At 58.4% G+C, this 25,464-nt stretch carries 24 protein-coding genes; 19 read left to right on the top strand and 5 right to left on the bottom strand.

Annotated elements, in window-relative coordinates; genetic code table 11:
- Together QMZ18_RS32295 and QMZ18_RS32300 are read left to right on the top strand one after the other, a co-directional pair.
- Nucleotides 1-1,053, top strand: a complete 1,053-nt coding sequence (locus tag QMZ18_RS32295) for a glycosyltransferase (protein ID WP_282610560.1) — start codon at nt 1-3, stop codon at nt 1,051-1,053.
- Between the two features lie 48 nt (nt 1,054-1,101).
- The gene (locus QMZ18_RS32300; protein ID WP_282610561.1) at nt 1,102-2,448 is read left to right on the top strand and encodes a dihydroorotase; all 1,347 of its coding nucleotides are present in this window, start codon (nt 1,102-1,104) and stop codon (nt 2,446-2,448) included.
- Nucleotides 2,449-2,482: 34 nt separating this feature from the next.
- Here the strand turns inward: QMZ18_RS32300 and QMZ18_RS32305 are convergent, their stop codons facing one another.
- From QMZ18_RS32305 to QMZ18_RS32315, 3 genes are all read right to left on the bottom strand, one after another.
- Nucleotides 2,483-2,896, bottom strand: a complete 414-nt coding sequence (locus tag QMZ18_RS32305) for a DUF2000 family protein (protein WP_282610562.1) — start codon at nt 2,894-2,896, stop codon at nt 2,483-2,485.
- Entirely contained in the window at nt 2,893-3,318 is a 426-nt protein-coding gene (locus tag QMZ18_RS32310; RefSeq protein ID WP_282610563.1) for a MarR family winged helix-turn-helix transcriptional regulator, read from the bottom strand. Before QMZ18_RS32310 ends, QMZ18_RS32305 begins: the two co-directional genes overlap by 4 nt.
- Before the next feature lie 137 nt (nt 3,319-3,455).
- Nucleotides 3,456-3,854 (bottom strand): NUDIX hydrolase, encoded by a 399-nt coding sequence (locus tag QMZ18_RS32315; protein WP_282610564.1) that lies wholly within the window; start codon nt 3,852-3,854, stop codon nt 3,456-3,458.
- Nucleotides 3,855-4,117: 263 nt separating this feature from the next.
- Between QMZ18_RS32315 and QMZ18_RS32320 the strand changes: the two genes are divergently transcribed.
- Nucleotides 4,118-4,930, top strand: coding sequence for a PAS domain-containing protein (locus QMZ18_RS32320; RefSeq protein WP_282610565.1), 813 nt, complete (start codon nt 4,118-4,120; stop codon nt 4,928-4,930).
- Nucleotides 4,931-4,942: 12 nt separating this feature from the next.
- Nucleotides 4,943-5,392, top strand: coding sequence for an ankyrin repeat domain-containing protein (locus QMZ18_RS32325; protein WP_282610566.1), 450 nt, complete (start codon nt 4,943-4,945; stop codon nt 5,390-5,392).
- 283 nt (nt 5,393-5,675) lie between these two features.
- On the opposite strand, the gene QMZ18_RS32330 is transcribed toward QMZ18_RS32325, so the two are convergent.
- Nucleotides 5,676-5,969: a DUF1330 domain-containing protein gene (locus QMZ18_RS32330; protein WP_282610567.1), complete on the bottom strand. Its 294-nt coding sequence runs from the start codon at nt 5,967-5,969 to the stop codon at nt 5,676-5,678.
- A 128-nt stretch (nt 5,970-6,097) separates the two neighbouring features.
- Here QMZ18_RS32330 and QMZ18_RS32335 point away from each other — a divergent pair, with 128 nt between their 5' ends.
- From QMZ18_RS32335 to QMZ18_RS32365, 7 genes are all read left to right on the top strand, one after another.
- Complete coding sequence (locus QMZ18_RS32335; RefSeq protein WP_282610568.1) at nt 6,098-7,006, top strand: LysR family transcriptional regulator; 909 nt, start codon at nt 6,098-6,100, stop codon at nt 7,004-7,006.
- Nucleotides 7,007-7,244: 238 nt separating this feature from the next.
- Complete coding sequence (locus QMZ18_RS32340) at nt 7,245-8,411, top strand: acetyl-CoA acetyltransferase (RefSeq protein ID WP_282610569.1); 1,167 nt, start codon at nt 7,245-7,247, stop codon at nt 8,409-8,411.
- 44 nt (nt 8,412-8,455) lie between these two features.
- Entirely contained in the window at nt 8,456-10,063 is a 1,608-nt protein-coding gene (locus QMZ18_RS32345) for an acyl-CoA synthetase (protein ID WP_282610570.1), read from the top strand.
- A complete protein-coding gene (locus QMZ18_RS32350) occupies nt 10,060-10,623 on the top strand; it encodes a PPC domain-containing DNA-binding protein (RefSeq protein WP_282610571.1) in 564 nt (187 codons plus the stop codon). The genes QMZ18_RS32345 and QMZ18_RS32350 overlap by 4 nt, the downstream gene beginning before the upstream one ends.
- A gap of 74 nt (nt 10,624-10,697) precedes the next feature.
- Nucleotides 10,698-11,114: a PPC domain-containing DNA-binding protein gene (locus QMZ18_RS32355; RefSeq protein ID WP_282610572.1), complete on the top strand. Its 417-nt coding sequence runs from the start codon at nt 10,698-10,700 to the stop codon at nt 11,112-11,114.
- Between the two features lie 297 nt (nt 11,115-11,411).
- On the top strand, nt 11,412-13,010 hold the full coding sequence (locus QMZ18_RS32360; protein WP_282610573.1) for an ATP-binding protein: 1,599 nt from the start codon (nt 11,412-11,414) through the stop codon (nt 13,008-13,010).
- A gap of 13 nt (nt 13,011-13,023) precedes the next feature.
- A complete protein-coding gene (locus tag QMZ18_RS32365; protein ID WP_282610574.1) occupies nt 13,024-15,963 on the top strand; it encodes an ATP-binding protein in 2,940 nt (979 codons plus the stop codon).
- Nucleotides 15,964-16,148: 185 nt separating this feature from the next.
- Here QMZ18_RS32365 and QMZ18_RS32370 read toward each other — a convergent pair whose 3' ends face one another.
- Nucleotides 16,149-17,162, bottom strand: coding sequence for a crotonase/enoyl-CoA hydratase family protein (locus tag QMZ18_RS32370; protein WP_282610575.1), 1,014 nt, complete (start codon nt 17,160-17,162; stop codon nt 16,149-16,151).
- Between the two features lie 972 nt (nt 17,163-18,134).
- On the opposite strand from QMZ18_RS32370, the gene cysG reads away from it, so the two are divergent.
- The 8 genes from cysG (at nt 18,135) to QMZ18_RS32410 (ending at nt 25,431) form a co-directional block, all read left to right on the top strand.
- The gene (gene cysG, locus QMZ18_RS32375) at nt 18,135-19,589 is read left to right on the top strand and encodes a siroheme synthase CysG (protein ID WP_282610576.1); all 1,455 of its coding nucleotides are present in this window, start codon (nt 18,135-18,137) and stop codon (nt 19,587-19,589) included.
- A gap of 14 nt (nt 19,590-19,603) precedes the next feature.
- Nucleotides 19,604-19,921, top strand: a complete 318-nt coding sequence (locus QMZ18_RS32380; RefSeq protein ID WP_282610577.1) for a DUF2849 domain-containing protein — start codon at nt 19,604-19,606, stop codon at nt 19,919-19,921.
- Nucleotides 19,922-19,928: 7 nt separating this feature from the next.
- Nucleotides 19,929-21,584: a nitrite/sulfite reductase gene (locus QMZ18_RS32385; protein ID WP_282610578.1), complete on the top strand. Its 1,656-nt coding sequence runs from the start codon at nt 19,929-19,931 to the stop codon at nt 21,582-21,584.
- Nucleotides 21,571-22,071: a DUF934 domain-containing protein gene (locus QMZ18_RS32390; protein WP_282610579.1), complete on the top strand. Its 501-nt coding sequence runs from the start codon at nt 21,571-21,573 to the stop codon at nt 22,069-22,071. The genes QMZ18_RS32385 and QMZ18_RS32390 overlap by 14 nt, the downstream gene beginning before the upstream one ends.
- Before the next feature lie 10 nt (nt 22,072-22,081).
- On the top strand, nt 22,082-22,831 hold the full coding sequence (locus tag QMZ18_RS32395; protein WP_282610580.1) for a phosphoadenylyl-sulfate reductase: 750 nt from the start codon (nt 22,082-22,084) through the stop codon (nt 22,829-22,831).
- A 62-nt stretch (nt 22,832-22,893) separates the two neighbouring features.
- Nucleotides 22,894-23,205 (top strand): 2Fe-2S iron-sulfur cluster-binding protein, encoded by a 312-nt coding sequence (locus tag QMZ18_RS32400; protein ID WP_282610581.1) that lies wholly within the window; start codon nt 22,894-22,896, stop codon nt 23,203-23,205.
- Nucleotides 23,206-23,366: 161 nt separating this feature from the next.
- A complete protein-coding gene (locus tag QMZ18_RS32405) occupies nt 23,367-24,491 on the top strand; it encodes a M14-type cytosolic carboxypeptidase (protein WP_282610582.1) in 1,125 nt (374 codons plus the stop codon).
- A 67-nt stretch (nt 24,492-24,558) separates the two neighbouring features.
- Nucleotides 24,559-25,431 carry a DMT family transporter gene (locus QMZ18_RS32410; RefSeq protein WP_282610583.1) on the top strand — a complete coding sequence of 291 codons (873 nt, stop codon included), beginning with the start codon at nt 24,559-24,561 and terminating at the stop codon, nt 25,429-25,431.
- The last annotated feature ends 33 nt before the right edge of the window (nt 25,432-25,464 follow it).

A 25,464-nucleotide genomic window follows, 5' to 3' on the forward strand; every position in this document is an offset into this window, starting at 1 on the left:
ATGCGAATTCTGAATGTCATGTCCGGCGGTAAGGCCGGCGGGGCCGAGACCTTTTTTGTTTCTCTGGTCTTGGCGCTTCACGATGCCGGCCATGAAAGCCGCGCGGTGATCCGCAGTCATCCCGAACGTGCGGCGCTGATCGAGGCGGGAGGCGTCGTGCCGTTGGAACTGCCGTTCCGCAAGTGGTTCGATTTCACCACCAAAGCGGCCTTGAAGCGCGAAATCGCGGATTTCAGGCCGGATGTGGTCATGACCTGGATGAGCCGTGCCAGCGCGATCTGTCCGACCGGCGATTTCCTCCGCCTGGCCCGGCTCGGCGGCTATTATCCGATCAAGAATTTCCGCAATTGCGATCATCTGATCTGCAATACGACGGATCTGGTCGACCACGTTGTAAAGAGCGGCTGGCCAAGAGAGCGGGCCGATTATCTGCCCAACTTCGCCCGGATTGAGAGCGCTCCGCCGATGGCGCGGGCCGCTTTCGATACGCCCGAAGATGTTCCTTTGCTGCTGGCGCTGGGGCGGCTGCATCCTGTCAAAGCCCTGGATGTTCTGCTGCGGGCCCTTGCGATCGAAACCCGGCCCTATCTCTGGATCGGCGGGGAAGGGGCCTTACGGACTGAACTGGAAACGCTTGCCCGTGAACTCGGCGTTGCCGACCGGGTTCGTTTTCTCGGCTGGCGCAACGACAAGGCCGCACTGTTCGGCGCCGCCGACATCTGCGCCTTTCCCTCCAGAGTGGAACCTTTCGGCAACGTTGTCCTCGACGCCTGGGGATACGGCAAACCCATTGTGGCCGCTGCGTCGACAGGGCCTGCCGAGTTACTGCGCAACGACCGGGACGGCCTGCTGGTACCCGTCGACGACCACGCGGCGCTTGCCGTGGCCCTTGCTCGGGTGATTGATGAGGAAGGCCTGGGGGCACGTCTAGTGGTGGAGGGCCGAAAACGCTTCGACGCCGAATTTACCGAGACCGCCTGCGTGCAGCGATATGTTACGCTGTTCGAGACATTGGCGCAGGAAAGACGGGCGACAAGAGGCGAGCCCGGATAAGCAAACCGCGGCCATCTGTGCCGTTATGAATCCAAGGACCAAAAGATCATGACACAAAGCTATGACCTGGTGATCAAGGGCGGTTGCGTCGCAACACCGGCCGGTCTTGTCGAAACCGACGTTGCCGTTAAAGCTGGACGGATCGCCAGTCTGGGTGACCTGGACGCTTCCGCTGCCAAGGAGAGTTTCGACGCCGGCGGACTACATGTCCTGCCGGGGGTCATAGACAGTCAGGTGCATTTCCGCGAACCCGGGCTGGAGCACAAGGAAGATCTGGCCTGTGGGACTGCCGCTGCGGCGCTCGGGGGCGTGGTCGCGGTGTTCGAGATGCCCAATACCATGCCGTTGACCCTGGCGACATCCGATCTGGACGACAAGTTCTCCCGCGCGGAAGGACGGGCCTGGACCGATCATGCCTTTTTCATCGGGGCCGCCGAGGAAAATGCCGATCGGCTCGGCGAGTTGGAGCGGCACCCGGGCTGCAGCGGTGTGAAGATCTTCATGGGATCCTCAACCGGCAGCCTGCTGGTCGAAGATGACGAGACGCTTCTGCGCGTGCTCAAGCACGGTACCCGCCGGGTCGCGATCCATGCCGAGGACGAACCGCGCCTGCGTGAGCGCCTGTCGCTGGTCCGCGACGGTGCGCCGGTTTCGGATCATCCGGTCTGGCGGGATGAGGAGGTGGCGATCAAGGCCACGACCCGCATTCTGCGTCTGGCCAGGCAAGCGGGGCGGCGCATACACGTGCTCCACATCACGACCGCCGACGAAATGCCTCTCCTCGGGGCTAACAAGGATCTCGCGACCGTCGAAGTGACACCGCAGCATCTGACCCTCGCCGCGCCCGAATGTTACGAGCGTCTTGGGTCCTTCGCACAGATGAATCCGCCGATACGCGATGCGCGTCACCGCGAAGGCCTGTGGGAGGGAATTCGCCAGGGAATCGTCGATGTGATCGGCTCGGATCACGCACCGCATACCAAGGAGGAAAAGGCCCGCGATTATCCGCAGTCACCCTCGGGTATGCCCGGTGTCCAGACGCTGCTGCCGCTGATGCTGGACCATGTCAATGCCGGGCGCCTGTCGCTCGAGCGTCTGGTTGATCTGACCTCAGCGGGGCCTGCGCGAATCTACAATATTGCCGGTAAAGGCCGCATCGCGGTTGGCTACGATGCCGACTTTTCGATCGTCGACCTCAAGGCCAGGACCGAAATCACCTCTGATTGGCTGGCTTATAAATGCGGCTGGTCGCCTTTCGAGGGCGTGACCGTCACCGGCTGGCCCGTGGCGACGGTGATCCGGGGACGCAGCGTCATGCGTGACGGCGAGTTGCTCGGCGATCCGGAAGGCCGACCTGTCCGCTTCCAGGATACTCTGCCGCCGGTCAACGGCTGAACTTTCGGCAAGGTCCGATCCGGCTCCGTTTCAGCTATGCATGTAGCTTGGCGCCTTTGGTGATCTTGTCGACGATCTTTTTCTCTTCACGCAGGGCGATGCCCGCGAAGGCCATTTCTTCCGGCTGCTGCTGTTTGACGGCGGCCCGGTTGGCCGCGTCGTGTCCAGTGGCGAACATTTCGTCAATGTAAAGCGACAGTCTCACACCCCGGCCCATGGCGCGCTGATAGATCTTGCGCAGGCCGGAGGCATCGGCACTCAGAACGATCATGGGCTGAATAGCGAGGGGATTGTATCTGTTGCCGGCCGCATCCTCGTAGTCCTCGCCCAGCAGATCGCCTGATTTACCGATAATGCCGCTGGTCAGAAATGCCGTGACGTTCAGCTTTTGCCAGCCGGCAAGATCGTCCCGAACGACGATCGCGATTTTGGTGTCGAATAGGGTCATGTCGTAAGGGCTCCTCCACCAAGTTGTCTCAAGCCCTTTAGGACCGCGGAGGCCTGCTTCCCGAGAACTTCCCGCGCCTCGGCATTGAGCTCATCCATTGCCCGGTCCAGCGGTTTTTGAAGAGACCGGCCCCGCCTCGTCAAAAAGAGCCTGTGGATACGGCGGTCCGACGGATCGGGGCGGCGTTCCACAAGATCGGCAGCCTCCAGACGGTCAATCACACCGGTAATGGTCGCGCTGTCCATCTGGAGCCGAGAGCCCATTTCTGAGCCGCTTTGCGGCTCATTCTCCCACAGCACCTTCATCACTGCATACTGCGTCGGGGTAACGCCGTGGGACGCCAGTTTCTCCCGTGATCGCCGTGCGATCTGTTGTGCGGCCTTGCCGATGAGAAAACTGATGCAGTCTTCCACGCGATCCATAGCTTGCCTCATAAACTTACATGATAGACAAGTAGTATGTATATAATTAACTCGTATACAAGATAATTGTACATCATGGATTTTCAGTCGATATTTCTGGCGCCTGGCGATGGATGGCTAATTTTGTGGTGTTGCGGTCAAGAACAGATTTGCCGGAACAAATTTAGGTACGCGCTCAGCGCAAGATCAGGTGTGGAAATCGCGTCGACCGGATAAACCCACTTGAATTCAGTGTGTTCACTGCCTTGAAGCGTCGGTTCGCCTTCTTCCCACGCGGTGACCGCGAAGATATGGTAATTGACCTCTGCACCCAAAGCGTTGGGGTCCGCAATGATCTGAAGAAAAGCATAATCGGTCGGGCGGATGGCGAGTTCCTCCATCAGCTCTCGTTTGAGGGCGTCTTCGATGCTTTCTCCCGCTTCGACGTGTCCTCCCGGAAAGCTCCATTTGCCGGGATAATTCCGGCGATGAGGACTCCGCTTCACGAGCAGGATCTTTTCTTTCCGAAAAACCAGTGCGTTGACGATTTCCGTCATGGTGGCTCCATCTGGTTGAAACAAGCGCTCGTCAGGCAGGGGTTCCAGCCGCCAGAGCACCATTGATTTGTAACGCGACCTGCGGATCCTTGCGAGCCAATCGCCTCGGAGTGGTGTTTCGCCTTTGAAGGGAAAAGAAGCTCTCTCTCAGTCCTTAGGATAGTAGAACTTTGCCAGATATATGATGTAATATTCATTTTAGTTGTTTATCCTGTGAGAAAAACAACTGAAGAGATCTGTATAAATGTTAGTATAGAGTTGAAATGACAAATGTATTACTGTCTTCAGCTTTGATTGTAATTGATTGGGACCGACCGAGACAGGCGACTGGCGGGAAGCAGCATAAGGCTTACTTCCGGCGTCAAATTTTTGCCTGGGGGAACTTCATACTGCCGGCTGGAGCCTTTGTCTTTGTCCAGGCCCGCGTGCTTTCGAATTCAAGTCTGCCTTTGCGATTCCCCAAGCGACTCGGCCTGGTTCTAGAGAGGATACCTTCGTTGGTCTCGTACTATTGCCAGAACACAGCCGCGAAGGGAGCAACACTCCGAACCGAGATCTGCCGCGAATACGCGGATCACTGCTTAAGAAAATTCGATTGGCGGACATCCTTGCCGCTCAAGCAGCAGTTCGATCCGGTCGAGGTTCCGAAACTCCTGCCTTACCTTGTAATGTACGAGCTGCCGAAGAGCGGCGGAGTCCTGTTCCGCCTGGTGGGAACGAAGGTCGTCGAACGCATTGACCACGATCCGACCGGCATGAACTATCTGGATTTCGTACCCGAAAAACGACGGGCGAAAGCCTACGGTCACCTAAAGCGCATGTGCGAGCACCCTTACGGCATGGGTGTGCTGACGCGGTTTATCCTCGATAGCGGAAAGATCAATACGGTGGAAACGCTTGGGTTCCCCTTCTTCAATCCGCGCGACGAAAGCTATATCGTTCTCTTCGCCGGAGAACAGGTCGAAGAACCGACATACGGTGAAGAAAGCAAACAGAAGGTTGTGTATAACAACATTCTGGAGCGTTCCTTTTTCGATCTGGGAAACGGTGTGCCGCTGTTTGAAAGTTTGGACTGACCGGAGCCGCAAGTGCCCAGTAGGACAATCGTCGTTTTTCTTTTGTTTCTAGGTGCCTATCCCTTTTCCGCGTCCAGCCAGGATACGAGCGGTGCGGAATTGATCGCAGCGGCAAAATCAGGTGATCTGGCCCTTGTCGATATGTTGCTCGACAAAGGGGCCGACCCGGATTCGAAGGATAGCCATAACAACACCGCACTGATCTTTGCGGCACGCGATGGCCGAACGGCGATCGCACGCCTGTTGCTCGAACGCGGTGCGACGGTCGATTGGATTGACGGCGAGGGGGTGACGCCCTTGATACTTGCTGCGTTCAAAGGGCATGAGGAGATCGCCGTCATGCTGTTGCAGCGTGGTGCGGATACTTCGATCAGGGATCAATGGGGCCGCGACGCATTGGAATATGCCCGGCGCCGCGGAGAGAGAGACCCCATTGCCCTGCGGATACAGCTAAGTCGCTAGGTTGGAACTCCTATTCCTTGACGATCTTGACGACAAAATTTTGATTTCTGGCAAGGAGTAAGGAGCGGAGCGATGCCAAAGCACCGTGCCACTGCCAGAATTGGATTGACGAAGCGACTCTGTCCAGAACGTGGATCCCAGAACGTGGTTCCCAGAACGTGGTTCCCAGAACTCATAATCTTGTCGCCCAAATTACGATCAAGGCCATCAAGGAATGGGAGCCCTCATCCTAGAGTCGACCGCCTTTCTCAAAAATTTTGACCGCTCAACAGCTTGCAGATGGTTATCCCGCAGGCGCCGTATAGCCGGTAATCACCATGTCGGCGCCTTCACGCCGCTCGCTCACCAATGACTGATAGGCATCGGATGCGTGACAGTTCTTCATGGCGTCATCGCTGGGAAATCGGAAGACCGCGATGCCTTTGTGTGGATTGAGGCCGTCCAAGGCTTCGCCCATCGGGCTCTTGAACAAAAGCTCGCCGCCGTAGGAAGCAATAACCGGTGCTGCTTTCTGTGAATAAGATGAGAGAACCGCCGGATCTTTGACCGTAAACTGAGCCACGAAATAGGCAGTCATTGTTGTTTCCCTTCGGATTGACTTTGCATGTTTCGCCGTTGCACAGACGCAAGGTTACGTATGACTAATCTATGCAAAATCGCTTGAAAATATGTGATTTTGCACTCTGACTATGATAATTTGCATGGATGAAGAATTGGGACGACATTCGAATTTTCCTCGCAGTGGTGCGCGGCGGTTCGGGGGCTGCGGGGGCACGCCTGATGGGAATGGATCAAAGCACCGTCTCCCGGCGTTTAAAAAGCTTTGAAGCAAAGCTGGGCGCGCGTGTCTTCGAGCGTGGTACCGGTGGAGGCTCTAGTCTGAATGCGGCCGGGCAAAAGCTTTACGAGACCGCTTTACGCATGGAACAGGATGTCATCGAACTGGACAGGAGGCTTGCGGGACAGGATCAACAGTTGTCGGGAACCATCCGAATTTCGATTGCCGACAGCCTCTCGAACCATTTGTTGTTTCCCGTGACCGCTTCGTTCCTGCAACGCTACCCTGGCATTAATCTGCGGATTCGAACGTCTCTCAAAACCCGCTATGACGAGATCTCGCAACGGGGTCTGGAGGCCGACGTCGTCTTGCGGACTTCAGACAATCCGCCTGAGAATCTGGTTGGCCGGCGGCTGGCGACGGCGGCATTCGCAGCCTATGCGTCACGGGCCTATCTCGAATCCTGTGACGGCAGGACGGAACGGATGCTGTGGATGAACCTTGATGACGGGTCTGACGGTCCGGTCTGGCCCAGGCTTGCGCCCGAGATCCCGGATGCGCTCTGCCGACTGCGGGTTGATTCCGTGCCCAGTCTCCTTGAAGCCGTGCGTCAGGGTGTCGGCGCGACGATCCTACCGTGTTTTATGGGTGATGCAGACCCGGGTCTGGCCCGGGTTCCGCCTGCTGAGATCGTCAGCCGGCGGGACTTCTGGCTGTTGACCCATGCGGATCTGCGATACACGGCCCGCATCAGGGCCTTTCTGGATCACTTGAACGGAGCCCTGGTGCCCTTTCGGGATCTGGTTGAAGGCCGTAAGCCGCAGCCGGTCATGTGAGTGCTGGTAGCCTGAGATAGGCTGAACCGCAAAAGCGGCCGTCCGAGCGCCCCAATAGTATGATTTTCGGTGACTTGCCGGGGGGTAGCGATAAACTGATTCACTACTGGCTTTGTCGTCTATGGCCAGAGCACCTAACGTCTGTTAGGTTTTGGGCAAATTCGGATCATTGGGTACGTGCCACGGTCGCTGCAGACACACCGTCGGGAGCGTGCCTCGCTCGAAGATGGAGGAAAGCATGACGGCCTGTATTGTGGGTTGGAGCCATACGCCTTTTGGCAAACACGAAGATGACGATGTCGAGTCCCTGATTGCCAAAGTCGCCCTGCAGGCACTGGAAGACGCCGAGCTGGGTCCCGACGATGTCGATGAAATTCTGGTGGGTCACTTCAACGAAGGCTTTTCTCCTCAGGCGTTTCCCGCCTCCCTGGTCTTGCAGACCGACGATCGCTTTCGCTTCAAGCCGGCAACCCGGATTGAGAATGCCTGTGCCACCGGTTCGGCGGCGATCCATCAGGGCATCAAATCGATCGACGCCAAGCACGCACGGGTCGTGCTGGTGGTCGGCGTCGAGAAGATGACCGCATTGGCAGGCCGGGAAATCGGCAACACTCTGCTCAAGGCCTCTTATCTGAAGGAAGACGGGGAGATTGAAGGCGGCTTTGCCGGTGTCTTCGGTTTGATCGCACAGAAGTATTTCCAGAAATACGGCGATCAGTCCGACGCCTTGGCCGCGATCGCCGCAAAGAACCACAAAAACGGCGCACTGAATCCCTGGGCGCAGATGCGCAAGGATCTGGGATACGACTTCTGCCGCAATGTCTCTGATAAGAATCCGATAGTTGCCGGCCCCTTGAAGCGCACCGACTGTTCGCTGGTTTCCGACGGCGCGGCCGCCGTTGTTTTGACGGATGTTGAGACCGCGCTGACCATGAAGAAGGCGGTGGTTTTCCGTTCGGCGGTTCAGGTCAACGACTTCCTGCCGCTCAGCAAACGCGATATCACCCTCTTCGAAGGCTGCAAGACCGCATGGCAGAAGAGTTTCGAGAAAGCCAAGGTCGGCCTGGACGACCTGTCGCTGGTCGAGACCCACGACTGTTTTACGATCGCCGAACTGATCGAATACGAGGCCATGGGTTTGGCGCCGGAAGGCCAGGGCGCAATGGCGATCGCCGAAGGCTGGGTTCAAAAGGATGGAAAACTGCCGATCAACGCCTCGGGCGGTTTGAAAAGCAAAGGCCACCCGATCGGAGCGACCGGCGTATCCATGCACGTTCTCTCGGCGATGCAATTGACCAATACGGCCGGTGACATTCAGATCGACAATGCAAAATTGGCTGGAGTCTTCAACATGGGCGGGGCAGCGGTTGCAAACTACGTGTCGATCCTGGAACCTCTGCGTTAAGCGGGCCTGCCGGAGACCAGGGCTGTATTGACGAAGGGAAACAGGTGAGAGAGACGAATTCCGTCATGAACCTGGGGCATTTTCTGACCCAGGCAGCGCGGCGCTACAGTGACAGGACAGCGCTGGTTTGGGGGGACGAGTCCTGGAGTTGGGCGGAGCTTGGTGCCCGCGTGGACGCTGTGGCCGCCGGACTGAGCGCGCGCGGCATCGGCAAGGGCGACGTGATTCTGGTCATCTCCCGCAATTCGAACCAGATGTTCGAATCCATGTGGGCAGCTTTCAAGCTGGGCGCGGTCTGGGTGCCATGCAACTTCAGGCTCACGCCGCCGGAAGTCGCCTATTTGGGATCGGCGAGTGGTGCCAGGGTGATGCTCTACGAGCCGATTTTCGCCGAGCATGTTGACGCTGTGCGCAGGGAGTCCTCGGGGCTTGAGCAGGTCATTTCCATCGGGTCTGCGCGCGAAGGCGAACTGGAATATGCGACGCTTGTGTCTGAAAACCTTGGGACGGCTTTTGCCGAGGCCGAGGTCGAGCATGACGACCCCTGCTGGTACTTCTTTACCTCGGGGACGACAGGACGCTCCAAGGCGGCGGTGCTGACCCACGGCCAGATGTGTTTCGTCGTCAACAACTACCTTGCCGATCAGATGCCCGGATTGGGGCCCGATGCGGCGTCTCTCATTGTCGCACCGCTCTCGCACGGTGCGGGCGTCCATGCCATGCCACAGGTTGCCCGCGGCGCGAAGTCGGTGCTTCTGCCGGGCACCAGCTTTGACGAAGAGGTCGTCTGGCGCCTGATCGAAGAGCATCGCGTCGCAAACATGTTTACCGTGCCGACGATTTTGACCCGCATGGTCCGGCACCCTGCCGTCGACCGCTACGACCATTCGTCCCTGCGGCATGTCATCTACGCCGGTGCGCCGATGTACCGCGAAGACCAGGTCGCGGCGCTCAAAAAAATTGGCAAGGTCATCGTCCAATATTACGGCCTCGGCGAGGTGACGGGCAGCATCACCTATCTGCCGGCCGAAATTCATTCGATCGATGATGCGCAAATGCCGGTCGGCAGTGTCGGGTTTGCCCGCAGCGGCATGGAGATCACCATCAAGAGCCTCGAAGGCGAGATCCTGCCTGCCGATGCGCGCGGCGAAATCTGCGTGCGCGGTCCGGCGGTCTTTGCCGGGTATCTCAACAATCCCGAAGCCAACGCCAAAGTCTTCAAGGAGGGGTGGTTCCACACCGGCGATCTCGGATATCTGGATGCACGCGGATTTCTCTATCTGACGGGCCGGGCGTCCGACATGTATATTTCGGGCGGCTCGAACGTCTATCCGCGTGAAGCGGAAGAGGTGCTCCTGACCCATCCAGGCGTGGAGGAAGTCGCGGTCCTGGGGGTGCCCGATCCGAAATGGGGCGAGGCCGGTGTGGCAGTCGTGGTCAAATCGCCGGCATTTGAAACCAGGGGGCTTTCGGCGGCGGAACTTCTGGGTCATCTGGAAGGGAAGCTCTCGCGCTACAAGCTTCCGCAAACCTTCGTGTTTTGGGATGAACTGCCGAAATCCGGATACGGCAAGGTGCCCAAACACCTGATTAGAGAGCAGCTCTACGCCCGCGGAGATTTAGCTGCGGCGAACGGCGGTAAGGAACCATGACGGAATTGTCGCAGAGCATCGAAGGTAAAGCATCGCGCCGCCGCGTCACACAGCCCGGCGCTCCGCTGTCACCCCGCCGGCTCTGTGTCTGGGCGGAGACGGGGCAGGAGCTGCGGCTTATCCTTCCCGAGGGCGCCGATTTGCTCAAGGACCTCGCCGCTGCGCTGTCAGCCAGAGGCATCAAAAGCGCGGCGATACAGATGCTTTCCGGCAGCTTCGGCAGGGTAAGCTACTTTACAGGCATGATCGATGCGACAGGGGCGCGGGTCGCGACCTATGGCGCGCCGCGTGAACTGAGCGGTCCCGTAATGCTTCTTGGGGCAAATGCCGTCTTCGGGCGCAGCGAGGCCGGCGAGCCTCTGGTTCATTGCCACGCTGTCATGGTGGATACCGAAGGCCGCGTCCATGGCGGGCACCTGCCTCTGGAGGGCTGTATTCTGGGCACCGAAGGGGCCGTGATCATGATTGCGCCTCTGGAAGGCGCTGGTTTCGAAGTTTCCTACGACAGCGAGACCAACTACAGCCTGTTTCACCCTACGGCATCGGTACCCGTAAACTGACGGCCGCAGGCTCAAGATGTACGCGCACCAATGCACAAAAGCCGGTGGCGCAGCTTCAGGGGAAGGAGATGGAAGTGACCGCAACAAGGATCGAGCAGGGGGCTTATGGCCGTTCCGCGATCATCCGTCTGCGTCCCAACGAGGACCTGGTCGAAGGTGTCGAACAAGCTTGCAGGGAAAACGGGATACTGCACGCGGTTGTCCGTTCCGCGGTGGGAAGCCTTGTCGACGCGGTGTTGAGTTACGGTGGTGCCGACGATGAACGTACCGTCTCCGCGCGGGGGCCGGGAGTCGAGATTCTCACCCTGGCCGGCGAGATCGCCCCCGGAGCGGATGGGCATCCCCGGGCAAATCTGCGCGGCACCATTTCGACTCCGGACGCGCGTGTATTAGGAGGCCGGTTTCTCAGCGGGCAGAATTCAATCTGCATCACCCTCGAGCTGGTTTTGCAGGAATGGTTGCCTGAAACAAAGGCTGCACAACCGCAATAAATTTGTATACTAACGGATAATATTGCGCGAATGAACGCAGATACGTGATGTGCTAATCAAAAATTAACCATCGATGTTGTTGATTCATTAAGTTATTAATGACATCGCAGCTGTTCACCTCTGGTGGAACGGCTGCATGTCTGTGGCGGAAGGCACGGTGTGCGGTTCAAGTGAGCTCTTAAGAGCGTTAACAATACCTTTAGGCTGTTTCGTGTATTTGTATCGAATGCTTTTGGGTCCTCGTCGTCGGGGCCGTCGATTGGGGGCGAGGGTGTATCTGATGCGAGTGACTGCTTGATGTCGATAATCGTCGTTATAGACGATCGCGTTACCAATCGTCGGGTTCTTGAGAAACTCGCGTCCTCGATTGGCGACAACATCACGGTAAAGGCTTTTGCCGAACCGCAGGCTGCGCTCGAGTGGTCGAAGAGCAATATCCCCGATCTCGTTGTCACTGATTTCAAGATGCCGAAGATGGACGGCGCCGAGTTCATCCGGCAGTTCAGGGAACTGCCGCCCTGTATCGATGTGCCGGTGATGGTCGTTACCGCATACGAGGATCAGGCATTTCGTTATGCCGCCCTGGAATCAGGCGCGACCGATTTCCTGCTGAGCCCTGTGGATCATCACGAATTCCGGGCCCGCTCGCGGAATCTGCTCAGTCTTCGTGAACATCAAAAGCTCCTGAACGAACGCGCGATCACCCTTGAGCGCCGTTATGAAAAGGATACCGACCAGCTCGAACGGGCCCTGACGGAAAGTCACGAACGCCTGCTTCTGGTCATCGATGCCGTTCCGGCAATGATTTCCGCGACGACGGCGGGCGCGCGCTACGCCTTTATGAACAACTATCAGGCTCAGCTCTTCGGTGTCATTCCGGATGAAGCCGTCGGACGCACGGCGATGGAGCTCCTGAACAACGACTATGCCCGGAATTCCATCGCTTTGGACGAGCGGGCTTTCGTGACCGGCGAAGCGCCGTCCTTGTTCGAAGAAGAGTTCGTCACGGTCAACAAGGTCAAGCGTATCTTCCTGACCTCAAAATCCCTGGTCCGGGATTCGGGCGGACAGGTCACCAACATCGTGACTGTGTCGTTCGACATCACCGAGCGGAAGGCCGCAGAACAGCAACTGATACACGCCAAAGAACTGGCCGAGGTTGCCAACCGCAGCAAGACCGAGTTCCTGGCAAACATGAGCCACGAACTGCGGACACCTTTGAACGCCATTATCGGCTACGCCCAGGTGATCGGCACCGAGTTGCTCGGTCCGGTCGGGAACGATAAATACGGCGATTACGCGCGAAACATCGAGGAAAGTGGAAGCCTGCTGCTGCACATCATCAAGGACATCCTCGATGTCTCGATGATCGAGGCGGGAACCATTGAGCTGCATGAAGAGCCTGTCGATCTGGCGACGCTGGTGGATGACGTCTTGCGTCTTGCCGAGGAACGGGCCGCCGCTGCACGCATTGCGATCCGGACGGAAATTGAGCCGGACGTCCCGCTCCTGACCGTCGACCCGGTCAAGGTTAAGCAGATCCTGCTTAATCTTGTGGTCAATGCGCTCAAGTTCACGCTCGTAGCCGGACAGGTCACGGTGGCGGTGCGCCGGGCGGGTGACGGGGTTGAAATCGCGGTAACCGACAATGGCGTCGGCATGACATCCGAGGAAATCAAAGTTGCCGTGACCCGCTTCGGACGCTTGAGAAATTCAGAGACTCAGGCCGTTCCTGGTACTGGTCTCGGGTTGCCGCTCTCGATCGATCTGACCGAGCTGCATGGCGGCAGGTTGGAGATTGAGAGTGAAAAGGGAGTAGGCACAACGATTATCGTTCTGTTCCCCCACGATAGAATTATGGAAGAGCCGCCGGACGAGTTGAGCGTTGGCGGCTGAAAAAGTCCGCTAGATGGCGAATGATCGCGACATAACACGGGACCCATCGATAGGGCAGCCATCGGAACAGACGGCGGTCAAGGCTCCCGCCATGGCGGCTCCAAAGTCCTTGGATAAGCGCACCCGTATCGCCTTCGTCGGTTTGATGGTCACGGCTTTTGCCAGTATCGCGCTGGTAGCCGGCCCACTCTGGGTCACCGGTCGGCCCCCGACCGAATGGCCGCTTGCGGCCCTCTTGCTGATCGTATTTCTGTTAGCCACACCGATTGCGCTGGCCCTGGTTTGGTGGCCGCGGCGGTATGTCGTCGATCAGGTCTTTGCCCGGCGGCCGGACAGCGAACACGAGCAGGCAACAATCCGGATGGCGCTGGGCGGCGTTGCCATGCTCTACCTCTCGGTTGCGAGTCTGTACCTCGATGCCGATGACGGGCTTCAGCAGGCGGCAACAGCCATGGCGTGGGGACTATGCGTCGGCTGGCTGGCTCTTTTGCATATCGTCGTGTCGCCAGGGCAATCGACCCCCCGCCGCGGTGCGATGGCCATGGTGGATCTGCTGACCCTCAGCTACATGCTGGCGGTCGGCGGCGGTCCCGCTTCGGTGCTGTTTCCGATCTATCTCTGGGTCACCTTCGGCAACGGTTTCCGCTACGGTGTCAGCTTCCTGGTCTTTTCGGCCGGTATCAGTGCCTTCGGCTTCGGCGGTGCCGTTTTGACCAGCAGCTATTGGTCGAGCAACAGCTTCGTCGCCTATGGCCTGCTCATTTCGTTGATCGTGCTGCCGGCTTACGTTTCGACCCTGATTAAAAAACTCAACAGAGCAAGAGCCCAGGCCGAGGAAGCAAGCCAGGCCAAGAGCCGCTTCCTCGCGACCATGAGCCACGAGCTGCGGACACCGCTCACGGCGGTTATTTCGACCGGCGACCTGTTGGAGACAACTTCTCTTGATGCCGATCAGCGCTCGATGGTTGGCACGGTCCGGGCTTCGGCGAAGGCCTTGCTGTCGCTGATCAACGAAATTCTGGACCTGTCGCGTATTGAGGCAGGTAAGCAAAACCTGGATATCGGCCATGTCGATGTCTGCGAAGTCGTCTCGTCGGTTTGGCGTATGCTGCATGCACAGGCCGAGCAAAAGGGTTTGCATCTGCGCGTTTCTCTGGATGCCCGCCTTCAGCGCGGACTGAGCGGTGACACCAAACGGCTGATGCAGATTCTGGTCAACCTGGTGGGAAACGCCATCAAGTTTACCGGTGAGGGCGAAGTTGAAATTTCCGCCTGTCTTCTTGAGACCAAGGGGCGCCAGGACTGGGTCCTTTTCTCCGTCCGGGACACCGGGATTGGCGTGCCGGCCGAAAAACTGGGATCGATTTTCGAAGGCTTTACTCAGGCTGACGATGCGATTAACAGGCGCTATGGCGGTACCGGACTGGGATTGACCATCACAAAGCAGCTCGTCGAGATGATGGGCGGGGAAATTGAGGTTCTGAGCGAAGAGGGGCAGGGCAGCCAGTTTAATCTGACCATTCCGTTCGACCTGCTGTCATCCGGCGCCGACTCGAGCAGTGAGACTGAATCCGAGAGCCCGGACGTCGCGGGTCCTGCTGCCGGGCATTTGCCGGTCGTCGTTTGTGTGCCGGCCCCCCGGCGGGCGCAAATCATGGCGGCCCTTGATAGCACGGTGACAACGGCGGCCGACGGCATAGACGAAGCTGTGTCCGCGATCGAGGCCTACCGGGATCAGGGGCATGTGATGATCGCGGCCGATGCTGTCGAGCGCGACGGGCTCTCGGGGCAACTGCTTCGTTATCTTGAAGACCGCGGCTCGAACGATGGTATTGCCCTTGTCGAAGTCTCGTCCGGTGATCAGCAGACCGGTGTTGAACGGGTCTGGCCCGTTGATGTGGTCATTGCCAGCCCGCCAACCGAGAAAGCTTTCTCGACGGCACTGCATCAGGGCGGTCTGTTCTATTCGTCGGGATTGTCGAAGTCCGGAGAGGAAGAGGGTGCCGAAGGTGATGCGGCTTCCGAGCCGGTTCCCAGTCGCCGCATTCTGCTGGTCGACGACAACCGTACGAACCGCCGCGTGATCTCGCGTGTTCTGGAGAATGCCGGGCACGTTGTGGAGACGGCTGAAAATGGCGACGACGCTCTGGACCGCCTTGACGTCGATGCGTTCCATATTGTCCTGACCGATATCAACATGCCGGGGACCAGCGGTCTGGATTTGACCAAGATGTACCGGGTTCTTCATGCCGATGAGCCTCATATGCCCATCGTCGCCCTGACCGCTGATGCCACAGAACAGGCAAAGCAGGATTGCCGGGATGCAGGCATGGACGGCTTTTTGACGAAGCCGGTTGAAGCGCAGCAACTCATAGCGTTGGTACGGGAGTTGACGGCTGGTGCGGTTGGCCTGGACGATGCCCAATTCCTTGAGACCCTGTCACCGGATTCACCAGATCGCACGGCGCCAGAAGAAGCGTCTCTAGGCGCGGAGGAGGCCGGCGCAAGTCAAACGCAGGCGCCGGCGCGCCCGCCGCAGCTGATAACCCCTATATCGGCGCACCCGAAGTACGGAGGGGCGTCGAACGAGCCGGTGCTCGATCCGGACTCCGTCGACGCGCTGCGTGCCCTGGACAGCGATCATGCCTTCATGGCGGAGGTGTTCGATGACTTCCTGGCCGACGCCGCGGCAACCATGGTCAATCTGAACGATGCCTTCGACAACGGCGATCTGGCGGCGTTTCATGACGAGGCCCACGCCCTGCGCAGCAGCGCAGGCTATGTCGGCGCCAAGCGTATGGTCAGGCTGTTGCTTGATATGCGCGAGTTCGGACCCGACCGGGACAACAAGCGCACGCGCGAACTCTTGAGCGCGCTCAGTGAAGAATTCGAAATGGTGCGGGTGGCCGCGGGCCAAGAAGTTTCTGAGACGCGCAGGGCAACGCCCTTATAGCGCTGACGCCCTTATCGCGCTGACGCCCTTGATTGGCTCATCCTTTCGTTTTTCCCGTCTTCCAACAGAAACAGCTCCGAAGTCATCGCATACGCGTTGCGCTTCGGAGCTGTTCCGTTGTCTCGAAGAGGCCTGCTATGGAGAGACAGACTCTTTCTCAAAAATATCCCGCTGCCGCTGCGTCGTCAGGCAGACTTCAGAACCCGGTTTCGGCGTCGGTCCTGAGCCGAGACCAGACGGCCCATTTTCTTCAGATCGGCTTCGTCCAGCGTCATGGCCGTTTCGACCCAAAGATCGGTGATATCCATCATCTCTTTCAGGGTCACCGGATTGATGCGCTGACGGGCCTGGAAGATCGCACGGTGCGCTGCGTGCCGCCGCTCGTTCTTGGCAACATACTGATGAAGAGCTTCTTCGCCGTGGCCGTCATCGGCCAATACGTCGACGACACCCATCTCGTATAGCTCTTCGGCGGTGTAGAGGCGTCCAGACATGATCATGCGTTCAGCGCGGCCGGGTGCAATCCGGCGTGACAGAAAGCTGTAGGCGCCCATTCCGGGGAAGAGACTAAAGAGGATTTCCGGCAAACCGAACTTTGCACTGCGCTCAGCCACGATCACGTTGCTCGAGAGTGCGGCTTCGAACCCGCCGCCCAGGGCATCGCCTTGAATTAGGGCAACTGTGATGATGGGAACGTTCAGGCTGGTCCAGTTGGCGTAGCCTTCACGAACCACCCGATAGGCATACTCGCGCAGCTTCTCGCGCTCCTGGTTCTGGATCAGCTGAGAAAACAGACTCAGATCGCCACCCAGGTTCCACACGCCCGGCATCCGCGAGCCCCAGACAAGATACTTCAGCTTGCTGCTGCGTCCGTTGGATTTCTCGTACCACGAGCGAATGCTTTGCTGGACCTTGCCAATGTCGTTCAGCAGGGCGGGGGTAAAGCTTGGGCGGTCTTCGAAGTCGAACCAGCAGGTGCAAATCTCATCCCGCCCGGAAAAAACCACATCGATTTCATCAAGGTTCAGACTGGCGAGTTCATCCTTGATATCCGTCGACCGATCCGCCATCGCGCGCTTAACAGCGGTGCGGGCTTTTTCCGTGGCCGACGATGACAACGAGGATCGGTGGTCAAAGAGTGAGTTTGGTGAGACGTCTTTCTCTACAGTTTCAGCTGCCGTGCTAAGCTGTTCGAGCATTCCTGTTCTCCATATCAAAATTCAAGCGGTCTACCGGGTCTCGCCAACCGGCATACTCGCGGCGGGTTAGTTTCCACCCCGACCAGCATACCTTGCACTACATGCTGCCCTTTTTTCCTCGGGAATGGAAAAACTAGATTCAAATTTTATCAAATTATAACACTTCATTTTAGGATTTTTTTCCGTTAAGTGTTAACGCCTCAGTGTTGGTTGATCAGATCGCTTTACGGTTAACCAAATTAGTTCATCTCTTCTCTCTTACGCATAAGCATTTGGAATTGCGCTAAATCCTGTTAACCATTTGCCCAATCTACAGAAATATATCTGAATTCCTAGTCGGGGAATACGCGTATTGCGAGTTGTTGCGGGATCTCCAAAGCGATGAAATGGGATAAGATTCATCTTTTGTCCGATTCTGCGAGTCTCGTTCGCATGCGATAAGATAAAGTTCCTGTGTTGTGCGGCCTTTTTTGCGGTTATTTCGTCTGAACACAAACGAGTATGTAAAGAGAGTCTTAAATTTTAGTAAATATTTCGTTAATTATTAGGGTTAATGGCCGAGTATTTTTGTGTCATCGCTGCGCGGCATGGTCGTATGACCAAAAAACACTGGATACTTTAGTCGAATTTCCTTTTACGCGTTATTTGGAAATATAAAACGCCTTAAAGGTGCATGTTTTCCCTGGAATTTAGTTCGAGAAGTTAGCTTGCTGATAGAAGCTGATGAGTGCGGGAGTTTCTCATATTTACATAAAAGATTTGTATTGAAATAATTTACTACATGATTAAATGTACAATATGAGATTTGCACAAAGCATTGTGTGAAATAGGCTCTGCGCAGGCGTAGGCTGCACATTAAGCGTCTTCCGGCTTTGAGGAGGTGCTTTTTTCAGACAGCCGGCCGAGGGGTTAAAACCGGCGTCCAATGGACGCGAAACTGGATGACGAGATGATGGTCGGGGTCGAATTGAAATGAGGTACTTCCCAACCTTTCTCCGGCTGTCGGAGCGGCCCTGCCTCGTGGTTGGCGGCGGTGAGACAGCTCTTCGCAAGGTCCGCCTGCTACGCAAGGCACAGGCAGCCGTCACAGTTGTGGCCGACGCCATCGATCCGCGTGACATCGCAACAGAACTCCTTACCCTGGAGCGCGACGCAGCCATCCGCCTGGAGCGGCGCGGGTTCCGCCCAGAGGACGTTGAAGGCCAGGCCGTCGTGATCTCTGCGACGGAGATGCCTGCCCGTGACGAGCTTGTCGCCTTGACCGCCCGTCGGGCGGGGCGCCCCGTCAATGTCGTTGATCGGCCGGATCTCTCCGATTTCATCACCCCGGCGATCGTGGACCGGGATCCCGTGACCATTGCGATTTCGAGCGCTGGAACTGCGCCTGTTTTGGCCCGCCGCCTACGCGCGCAGATAGAAGCGCTTCTGCCGAACCGGCTGGGCGCACTGGCTTCCTTCGCCGACAGCTTCCGCCGTGCGGTCAAGGTTAACATCCATGATGGCCGGGCACGCCTTCGCTTTTGGGATCGTTTCTTCGATGGCCCCGTTGCCGCATCGGTGATCGCCGGTGACGAGACCGCAGCCCGCGAGAAAATGCTCACCCTGGTCAATGCCGCGTCTGCCAGGGAGAATCCTCAAGGCCGGGTGTCAATCGTTGGGGCCGGGCCGGGAGATCCCGATCTTTTGACCTTTAAGGCCATGCGGGCGCTCCAGCATGCCGATGTCGTGGTTTACGACAAGCTGGTCGGCCCTGAGATCCTGGACTATGCGCGCCGTGATGCCGAACGCATTTACGTCGGCAAAACCCGCGGCAACCACACCCGCACCCAGGATGAAATCAATGGGATCCTGGTTGAGGAAGCGCGCCTGGGCAAACAGGTGGTCCGTCTTAAAGGCGGCGACCCGTTCATCTTTGGGCGGGGCGGCGAGGAGCAGGATTACCTGGTCCAGCACGGCATCGCCGTTGAAGTTGTCCCCGGCATTACGGCAGCGGCCGGCTGTGCGGCGTCGAGCGGCATTCCGCTGACCCATCGCGACCATGCGCAGGCTGTCACCTTTGTGACCGGCCACGCCAAGGACGGCGAACCCGACCTAGACTGGTCTGCGTTGGCAAACCTAAAACAGACCCTGGTCATTTACATGGGCGTTTCGACGATCGCCCGTAGCTGCGAACGTTTGGTTCAGCATGGTCTGGATCCCCAGACACCAGCGGCTGTGATTGAAAACGGAACTCTGCCCGAACAGCGCACCGTGACCGGCACACTTACCGATCTGGCTTCCCTTGTTGCCGCGAACGGCATCAAGGGGCCGGGGCTCTTTATCGTTGGAGACGTCGTTTCCGCTGCGGGTGGCGCGGCTGCTCTTGCCGGATCCGCAGGCATCGGCCTTGGTGCGCAGACTGAACCTCTGCACCGATTGGCGGTTTAAAGGAAGATATGAAGATGACTGTGCAAATTTTGACCGCAAATCGCCTCGGCGACGGAGCTGTCGTCTATCGCTCGCAGGCGGGCGAATGGACTGCGCGACTGGGTGAGAGCCGTGTCCTGGCAACGGCGGAAGATGCCGCCCGGATCCTGGCGGAAGCGGAGACACCGGCCGCCGCCCTGGAAGTGGTCGGTCCTTATTTGATGCCGGTCGACAATGCCGCCGGTGAGATCCGCCCGGTCGAGATGCGGGAATTCATTCGTGCAAAAGGGCCCAGCAACCGGACAGACCTCGGTTATCAGGCCGAAAACAATTCACCCTCCTTAGTGGGATAAGTAAGTCATGTACAGGTACGACGAGTTCGACCACACCTTGGTCAGCGAGCGTGTTCACCAATTCCGAGATCAGGTCGAGCGGCGTCTCGCTGGCGAGCTGACCGAAGACCAATTCAAGCCGCTGCGTTTGATGAACGGCCTTTACCTGCAGCTGCATGCCTACATGCTGCGCGTTGCAGTTCCTTATGGCACCCTGTCGTCCACGCAAATGCGCAAGCTGGCCTTTGTCGCGCGCCGTTACGACAAAGGCTATGGGCACTTCACTACGCGCCAGAACATTCAGTTCAACTGGCCAAAGCTTGAAGAGACACCCGATATCCTGGCGGAACTGGCCGAAGTCGAGATGCACGCCATCCAGACCAGCGGCAACTGTATCCGCAATACCACCTCGGACCAGTTTGCCGGTGCCGCCGCAGACGAGATCGAGGATCCGCGCGTCTATTGCGAAATCATTCGGCAATGGTCGACCCTGCATCCGGAATTCACCTTCCTGCCGCGCAAGTTCAAGATCGCCGTAACCGGTGCCGATCATGATCGTGCCGCCGTGCGCGTGCACGACATCGGACTGCAGATGTGCCGCAACGAAGCCGGCGAAGTGGGCTTTGAGGTCATCGTCGGTGGCGGTCTTGGCCGTACGCCGGTAATCGGTCAGACTATCCGCGAATTTCTGCCGAAGCAGCATCTACTGTCCTATCTCGAGGCGATCCTGCGGGTCTACAATCAGCTCGGCCGCCGAGACAACCTTTACAAGGCGCGGATCAAGATTCTGGTGCGTAGTGAGGGCATTGAGAGCTTCTCCCGCATGGTTGAGGAAGAGTGGTCGCACATCAAGGATTCGGCGCTTCAGCTTCCGCTGGACGAAATCGCGCGCATCGAAAACTACTTCGCCGCACCCCGCTACGAGCATCTCGACGACAACGTCCGGGAATTCGAGGTCAAGCGCTTCGAGGACCGGGAGTTCGCCAGCTGGGTGCGGACCAATGTGACAGCGCACAAGCAGCCGGGTTATGCGGTTGCCACGATTTCTTTGAAGCCCGTCGGCAAGCCGCCCGGAGATGCCAGCGCCTGGCAAATGGATGCGGTCGCAGACCTTGCCGAGAGCTATTCCTTTAGCGAGATCCGGGTGACGCATGAGCAGAATCTGGTTCTGGCGCATGTGAAGAAAGCCGATCTCTATGCATTGTGGCTGGGCCTGCGGGACTTGGAGCTGGCAACGCCCAATGCGGGCCTGCTTTCAGACATGATCGCCTGTCCGGGCCTGGATTACTGCAATCTGGCCAATGCCCGTTCCATCCCGGTCGCGCAACGCATCTCCGAGCGCTTCAGCGATCTGGAACGCCAGCACGATATCGGTGCTCTGAAAATCAAGATCTCCGGCTGCATCAATGCCTGCGGGCATCATCACGTAGGCCATATCGGCCTGCTGGGCGTCGATAAAAAGGGTGAAGAGTTCTATCAGATCACCCTGGGCGGCAGTGCCGACGAAAACACCGCGATCGGCAAGATTGTCGGGCCGGCCTTTTCCTACGACGACGTTGTTGGCGCGGTCGAGGACATCGTCGACACCTATCTGGAATACCGAACAGACGGCGAAGAATTCAACGATACCTACCGGCGGGTCGGACTGGCACCATTCAAGGAGAAGCTCTATGCCGCTCATTAAGGAAGGCGTGCTGGCCGAGGACAACTGGCAGTCCCTCGCCGACGAAGACAATCTGGTTGACGGCCCGATTGTCGTCAGCCTCGAGCGCTGGCAGGAAGAGCGCGAGAGCCTGCTGGCCCGCAATACACCGCTCGGGCTGCGCCTGAGAAGCGATCAGTCTCCGGCATTGGTTGTCGATGACCTGGAACGTTTCTCGGTTGTTGCTCTGGAGTTTCCGAAGTTCGCTGACGGCCGGGCCTATTCCTATGCCCGTCTGCTGCGTGACCGTTACGGCTTCAAAGGCGAAGTCCGTGCCGTCGGTCATGTGTTTCGGGATCAGTTTCTGCTGATGCAGCGTTGCGGCTTCGATGCGTTCGAGGTTGCCGATCCGGCAGCTGTGGAGGCATGGGAGCAGGCGGTCTCGGAGATCTCCGTGACCTATCAGCCGGGCGCTGATGCCCGGCGGCCAGCCCTGGCGCTCCGCCGCAGCCGACCGGCCGTGGCCTAGGCCCGGACACATGGTGCAACAGATTGAAGTTGCGCCGGAGAGCCTGGTGAAGCGTTACCAGGATCTGCCGGACAGGGACCTGCTGCGCGTTGCGATCGGGGAAGCCTTTCCCGGCCGGATCGCGGTGGTGTCGTCCTTTGGCGCGGAATCTGCGATTGTTCTGAGCCTTGTGGCACAGATCGACCCCTCGGTTCCGGTGATTTTCCTGGATACCGGAAAGCATTTTCCCGAGACCCTGGACTACCGGGATCAGCTGATCGATCGCTTCGGCCTGACCGATGTGCGGTCGATCGAGCCTGCCGCTGCCGATCTGGCGGCTGAAGATCCGGACGGGACGCTCTGGCAGCGTAATACGGTCCGCTGCTGCGAACTGCGAAAGGTCGCGCCGCTGGCGCGCGCGCTCGAGGGCTTCGACGCCTGGGTGACGGGCCGAAAGCGTTTCCACGGCGCACTCAGATCCTATCTGCCCCGGATCGAGTTCGACGGCGAGCGTTACAAGGTCAATCCAATAGTCGATTGGTCGGCCGAGAAGATTGAGGCGGCTTTTGACGATTTGAACCTGCCGCGGCATCCCCTGACCGATGATGGCTTCCTGTCGATCGGTTGTGCGCCCTGCACCCAGGCGCCGCTTGATGACAACGCCGTGCGGTCCGGCCGCTGGGCGGGGTCGGGGAAAACCGAGTGCGGGATCCATAACCGTCCGGCGCCGCCTGCCGCTTCTGCGATGAGACGTCCCGGCGCACCTTTGCCGGGATGCTGAGCAGGATCTGAAAGACCGGCCTCTCGCAGAATTTCAATTCCAGAAGATAATAGAGAAGATTGATGAGCTATATCGTTGTGACCGACCGTGAAGGCGCCGAACACCACTTGGAGGCCGTCGAAGGCTGGCGGGTGATGGAAATCATCCGGGACCATGGATTGCCGATCAAGGCCGAGTGCGGCGGTGCCTGCAGCTGCGCCACCTGCCATGTCTATGTCGCGCCCGAGTGGCAGGAGCGTTTGTATCAAGCCACGGATGAAGAAGTCGATATGCTCGACGAAGCCTTCGAAGTCGAAGAGGAGTCCCGCCTGAGCTGCCAGATCCTTTTTTCCCAAGAACTGGCGGGCCTGAAGCTGCAGCTCGCCCCGCAATAGTCGCGGCGGCGATCGGAGCGCTTAGGTCGCCTGCAGGGGGCAATATAGCGGTTGCCGTGCCCGGCGGAATTTCTATGCTAACCGGCTAAGTCATTCTCCAGCAGATCGCGGCGATAGAATCTGGCGCTTGATCTGCGCTTCCCGGTTTTCAGTGAGGTTCCGTGCAGATCAACAGCAGTTTCGACGGTGGCAACATAGAGGTCGTTGACCTCTCCAACGCCGCAAATCCCAAGGTCCGGATTTGCAAGGACAACGAATCCGACTTTTTGCAGTGGTTCTACTTCCGGCTGATCGATCGTCGCGGTACAGATATCGCCGTGGACGTCGTCAATGCCGGCGAAGTCACCTATGCCGGCGGGTTCGAAGGATATCGGGCCGTCGCCTCCTACGATCGGGAAACCTGGTTCAGGGTCGATACATCCTTCGACGGCAAGGTCATGACCCTGCGGCATACGCTTGAGCAGGACGCGATCTACTTCGCTTATTTTGCACCCTTTTCCATGGAACGTCATGCGGACCTGGTGGCGAGTGCGGCCGAAGCTTCCAATGTCTCGCTGGATGTTCTGGGCGAGACCCTGGACGGCCAGGCAATGGACCTCCTGACCATCGGAACTCCCGGCGAGGACCGCTTGCCCTGCTGGGTTATCGGACGCCAGCATCCCGGCGAGACGATGGCCGAATGGTGGATGGAAGGTTTTCTGGACCGCATGACCGACCCGCACGACCCGGTTGTCCGCGCGCTATTGGAGAAGACAGTCTTCTACGTGGTTCCCAACATGAATCCGGACGGCAGCCGCCGCGGGCACCTGCGGACCAATGCCAGGGGCGTGAACCTGAACCGGGAATGGGAGAACGCGTCGATGGAGCGCAGCCCGGAGGTTTTTCTGGTGCGCGAGCGTATGCATCAGACCGGGGTGAGGCTTTGTCTGGACGTCCATGGCGACGAGGCCCTGCCTTATAACTTCATCGCGGGCTTCAACGGGATCCCCTCGATGACCGACGCCCAGATCACGCTCTACCGTGATTTCAGGGAAAAGCTTGCGGCAATCTCGCCGGACTTCCAAACCAAGTTCGGCTACCCCGAGACCCAGCCGGGTAAGGCCAGTCTCGCGATGTGCACCAATTACACGGCGGAAACCTTCGGCTCTCTCTCCATGACCCTGGAGCAGCCTTTCAAGGACACCGTCGACTCGCCCGACGAATTCTTCGGCTGGTCGCCGGCGCGCTGCGGCCGTTTGGCTTCGTCCTGTATCGACACCATCTATTCCGTCGTCGACCGTCTATAGGTTGATGACCGCTTTATCCTCGGTTTCACCATCCGCGCCTCCCATCGGGTGGCGTGACCATGGGCGCATGCTGATTGCCACGATGCTGATTGCAACGTCCTTTCCTGTCGTCGCGGCGATCGCCGATGGACTGGACGCGCTGGTTCTCACGTTCCTGAGGTTCCTGATCGCGGCTGTACTGTTTCTGCCGATTGTAATCCTGAAGTACGGACTCACGTTGCCGGGCCTGCGCGACCTTGCCCGCTATGCGGCGATCAGTGCCTGTATGGTTGGATTTTTCTGGTGCATGTTTGAGGCCCTGCGGACCACCACTGCCCTCAACACGGGCGCGCTTTTTACCTTCATCCCCAGCATCGCCGCGCTCGTTTCAGCCGTTCTCCTCAAGGATCGTCTGGACCGGAAGAAGCTGATCGCGCTGGTGCTTGGTTCGGTTGGGGCACTGTGGGTGGTCTTCCGCGGTGATCCCAGCCGTCTGCTGGGGCTGGAACTCAATCATGGCGATCTGATTTTCTTTCTCGGCTGCATTTTCTTCGGCTTCTATACCCCTTTGGTGAAGTTCTTTCATAAGGGCGAAGCGATGCCGGTCATGACCTTCTGGACCCTGGCAACCGGCGCGCTCTGGCTGTTTCTTCTCTCGATCCCGAGGCTCATTGAAATCGACTGGCCCGCGATCGAACCGAAGGTTTATCTGGGCACCGCATATCTGGCAATTTTCACGACCCTGATCACCTTTTTCCTGACGCAGTATTCGACGGTGCGACTCGGGCCGACAAGAGTCATGGCCTACAGCTACATGAATCCGGCGCTGGTTCTGGCTTTGACCTGGGCTCTTGGCCAGACACCGCCGAGCCTCATGATTTTACCCGGCGTTTTCATTGTTCTCGGTGCGACCGTCGTGCTGCAGGGCTGGCTGCGCCTGGGTGGGCGCTCATCTACCTGAGGTAAACTTGATATCGTGGACAGCCTTCCGCCG

Source organism: Pelagibius sp. Alg239-R121 (assembly GCF_947331435.1).
In the GTDB taxonomy this organism is placed as follows: Bacteria; Pseudomonadota; Alphaproteobacteria; order Kiloniellales; family Kiloniellaceae; genus Denitrobaculum.

What these genes read in the sequence shown, in the direction of transcription:
- QMZ18_RS32335 (WP_282610568.1), top strand. Translation starts at nt 6,098, where the DNA reads ATGAAGAATTGGGACGACATTCGAATTTTCCTCGCAGTGGTGCGCGGC.
- QMZ18_RS32370 (WP_282610575.1), bottom strand. Translation starts at nt 17,162, where the DNA reads ATGCTCGAACAGCTTAGCACGGCAGCTGAAACTGTAGAGAAAGACGTC.
- QMZ18_RS32315 (WP_282610564.1), bottom strand. Translation starts at nt 3,854, where the DNA reads ATGACGGAAATCGTCAACGCACTGGTTTTTCGGAAAGAAAAGATCCTG.
- QMZ18_RS32340 (WP_282610569.1), top strand. Translation starts at nt 7,245, where the DNA reads ATGACGGCCTGTATTGTGGGTTGGAGCCATACGCCTTTTGGCAAACAC.
- QMZ18_RS32295 (WP_282610560.1), top strand. Translation starts at nt 1, where the DNA reads ATGCGAATTCTGAATGTCATGTCCGGCGGTAAGGCCGGCGGGGCCGAG.
- QMZ18_RS32385 (WP_282610578.1), top strand. Translation starts at nt 19,929, where the DNA reads ATGTACAGGTACGACGAGTTCGACCACACCTTGGTCAGCGAGCGTGTT.
- QMZ18_RS32310 (WP_282610563.1), bottom strand. Translation starts at nt 3,318, where the DNA reads ATGGATCGCGTGGAAGACTGCATCAGTTTTCTCATCGGCAAGGCCGCA.
- QMZ18_RS32365 (WP_282610574.1), top strand. Translation starts at nt 13,024, where the DNA reads ATGGCGAATGATCGCGACATAACACGGGACCCATCGATAGGGCAGCCA.
- QMZ18_RS32300 (WP_282610561.1), top strand. Translation starts at nt 1,102, where the DNA reads ATGACACAAAGCTATGACCTGGTGATCAAGGGCGGTTGCGTCGCAACA.
- cysG (WP_282610576.1), top strand. Translation starts at nt 18,135, where the DNA reads ATGAGGTACTTCCCAACCTTTCTCCGGCTGTCGGAGCGGCCCTGCCTC.
- QMZ18_RS32395 (WP_282610580.1), top strand. Translation starts at nt 22,082, where the DNA reads ATGGTGCAACAGATTGAAGTTGCGCCGGAGAGCCTGGTGAAGCGTTAC.
- QMZ18_RS32360 (WP_282610573.1), top strand. Translation starts at nt 11,412, where the DNA reads ATGTCGATAATCGTCGTTATAGACGATCGCGTTACCAATCGTCGGGTT.
- QMZ18_RS32320 (WP_282610565.1), top strand. Translation starts at nt 4,118, where the DNA reads ATGACAAATGTATTACTGTCTTCAGCTTTGATTGTAATTGATTGGGAC.
- QMZ18_RS32410 (WP_282610583.1), top strand. Translation starts at nt 24,559, where the DNA reads ATGCTGATTGCCACGATGCTGATTGCAACGTCCTTTCCTGTCGTCGCG.
- QMZ18_RS32390 (WP_282610579.1), top strand. Translation starts at nt 21,571, where the DNA reads ATGCCGCTCATTAAGGAAGGCGTGCTGGCCGAGGACAACTGGCAGTCC.
- QMZ18_RS32400 (WP_282610581.1), top strand. Translation starts at nt 22,894, where the DNA reads ATGAGCTATATCGTTGTGACCGACCGTGAAGGCGCCGAACACCACTTG.
- QMZ18_RS32305 (WP_282610562.1), bottom strand. Translation starts at nt 2,896, where the DNA reads ATGACCCTATTCGACACCAAAATCGCGATCGTCGTTCGGGACGATCTT.
- QMZ18_RS32350 (WP_282610571.1), top strand. Translation starts at nt 10,060, where the DNA reads ATGACGGAATTGTCGCAGAGCATCGAAGGTAAAGCATCGCGCCGCCGC.
- QMZ18_RS32330 (WP_282610567.1), bottom strand. Translation starts at nt 5,969, where the DNA reads ATGACTGCCTATTTCGTGGCTCAGTTTACGGTCAAAGATCCGGCGGTT.
- QMZ18_RS32380 (WP_282610577.1), top strand. Translation starts at nt 19,604, where the DNA reads ATGACTGTGCAAATTTTGACCGCAAATCGCCTCGGCGACGGAGCTGTC.